2 protein-coding genes are annotated in these 1,825 nt (G+C 60.9%); both read left to right on the top strand.

Annotation, left to right across the window (positions count from 1 at the left end; translation table 11 throughout):
- Nucleotides 1-1,063 (top strand): Sapep family Mn(2+)-dependent dipeptidase (locus tag B2W96_RS08135; RefSeq protein WP_293009788.1); only part of this gene is annotated, 1,063 nt, incomplete at its 5' end.
- An 18-nt stretch (nt 1,064-1,081) separates the two neighbouring features.
- Nucleotides 1,082-1,825: dipeptide epimerase (locus B2W96_RS08130; RefSeq protein WP_293009787.1), on the top strand; the 744-nt coding region annotated here is incomplete at its 3' end.

Genomic DNA, 1,825 nt, shown 5'->3' with positions numbered 1-1,825 from the left:
GGACGGGAAGGTCTTCGGGCGGGGATCCATGGACGACAAGGGTCCCACCGTGGCGGCCCTCTATGCGCTGGGCGCGCTGAAGGAATCGGGGCTGCCCCTGCGTCGGCGGGTAAGGCTTTTGATGGGAACCAATGAGGAAACCGGCTCCGCCGACATGAAGTACTATCAGGCCCATGGCGGGGAAAAGCCCGTGATGGGATTCACGCCAGACGGGGAATACCCCGTCATCAACGGGGAAAAGGGCATCGTGAACGTGACCTTCCGGCGTGGTCTGCGCCAGTCCGGCCCGGTGCGGCTTCGGAAACTTGTCGGCGGCGACGCGCCGAATGTGGTTCCTTCCTCTGCCTCTGCGGAGCTGGAATGCACCGATGAGCTGGCAAAGCAGATTGCCGGCCTGCTGCCGGAGAAGGTGAAATGCGTCCCAATTCCCGGTGGCGTGCGAATCGAAGCCCGCGGCGTCAGCGCCCACGGAAGTACCCCGGAGCAGGGAGAAAACGCCATCGGGCGGCTGCTGCTGGCGCTGAACGCGCTGCCGCTGGAGGGAGAGCTTGCCGGGGCGGTCCGCTTTCTGGCGGAAAAAATCGGCATGGAAACCGACGGAAGCTCTCTGGGACTTGCGCTGGAGGATGAAATGTCGGGCACGCTGACATTTAATCTGGGGGTCATCTCCGGAGACGAAAACGGCCTGACTTGCCGGGTGAACTACCGCTATCCTGTGACCAAATCTCTGGCTGATTGCGGCCCGAAATTTCAGGCAGAGCTGGAAGCGGCAGGCTTTCAGGTGGAGGAACAAACCCATAAGGAGAGCCTGTACGTTCCGCCGGAAAGCGAGCTGGTAACGACCCTCATGCGGGTGTATCAGGAGGAGACGGGCCTGAGCGACCCGCCCAAAAGCATCGGCGGCGGGACCTATGCCAAGGCCATGCCCAACGTGGTGGCCTTCGGCCCGGTTTTCCCGGGGGACGAAGTGAGAGAGCATAAGCCGGACGAATTTATCGAGGTGGACCGGCTGATGCAAAACGCGCAGATCATCGCACGGGCGATGTATGAGCTTGCGAAATAAAAAAGGAGGAGGAAGAATATGAAAATTACAGAGGTAAGGTTGGGACATATCTCCGTTCCCCTGCGGGTCCCGTTTAAAACGGCGCTGCGGCAGGTGAACAGCGTGGAGGACGTCATTGTGGAGGTTCACACGGATACGGGCGCGGTGGGCTACGGTGAAGCGCCCCCCACCGGCGTGATTACGGGCGACACCACCGGGGCCATTATCGGCGCATTAAAGGACCACATCATCAAAACGGTGGTGGGCCGGGACGTGGATGAATTTGAGGACTTGATGACTGCCCTGAACGGCTGTATTCTCAAAAACACCAGCGCCAAGGCCGCCATGGACATGGCGCTGTGGGATTTGTACGGCCAGCTTTACAAAATTCCGGTTTACAAGCTGATGGGCGGCGCGCGGAAGAACATCGTCACGGACATCACCATCAGCGTCAACGACCCGGAGGAGATGGCCCGGGACGCACGAAACGCCATCGAAAGGGGCTATGACTGCCTGAAGGTGAAGGTGGGCGCAAACCCGGCGCTGGACGTGGCCCGGCTGGCGGCCGTGCGGCAGGCGGCGGGGAGCGATGTGTTAATTCGTATCGACGCGAATCAGGCCTGGTCCCCCAAACAGGCGGTCACGCTGCTAAACCAGATGCAGGAGAAGGGGCTGGACATTGAATTCGTGGAGCAGCCGGTCAAGGCCCACGACTTCGAAGGCCTGAAATACGTCACGGAGCGGAGCTATGTCCCCGTGCTGGCGGACGAGAGCGTGTTTTCC

Source organism: Oscillibacter sp. UBA6647 (genome assembly GCA_002455655.1).
Taxonomy (GTDB): domain Bacteria; phylum Bacillota; class Clostridia; order Oscillospirales; family Oscillospiraceae; genus Oscillibacter.
This window is presented reverse-complemented; position numbering and strand designations above follow the sequence as displayed.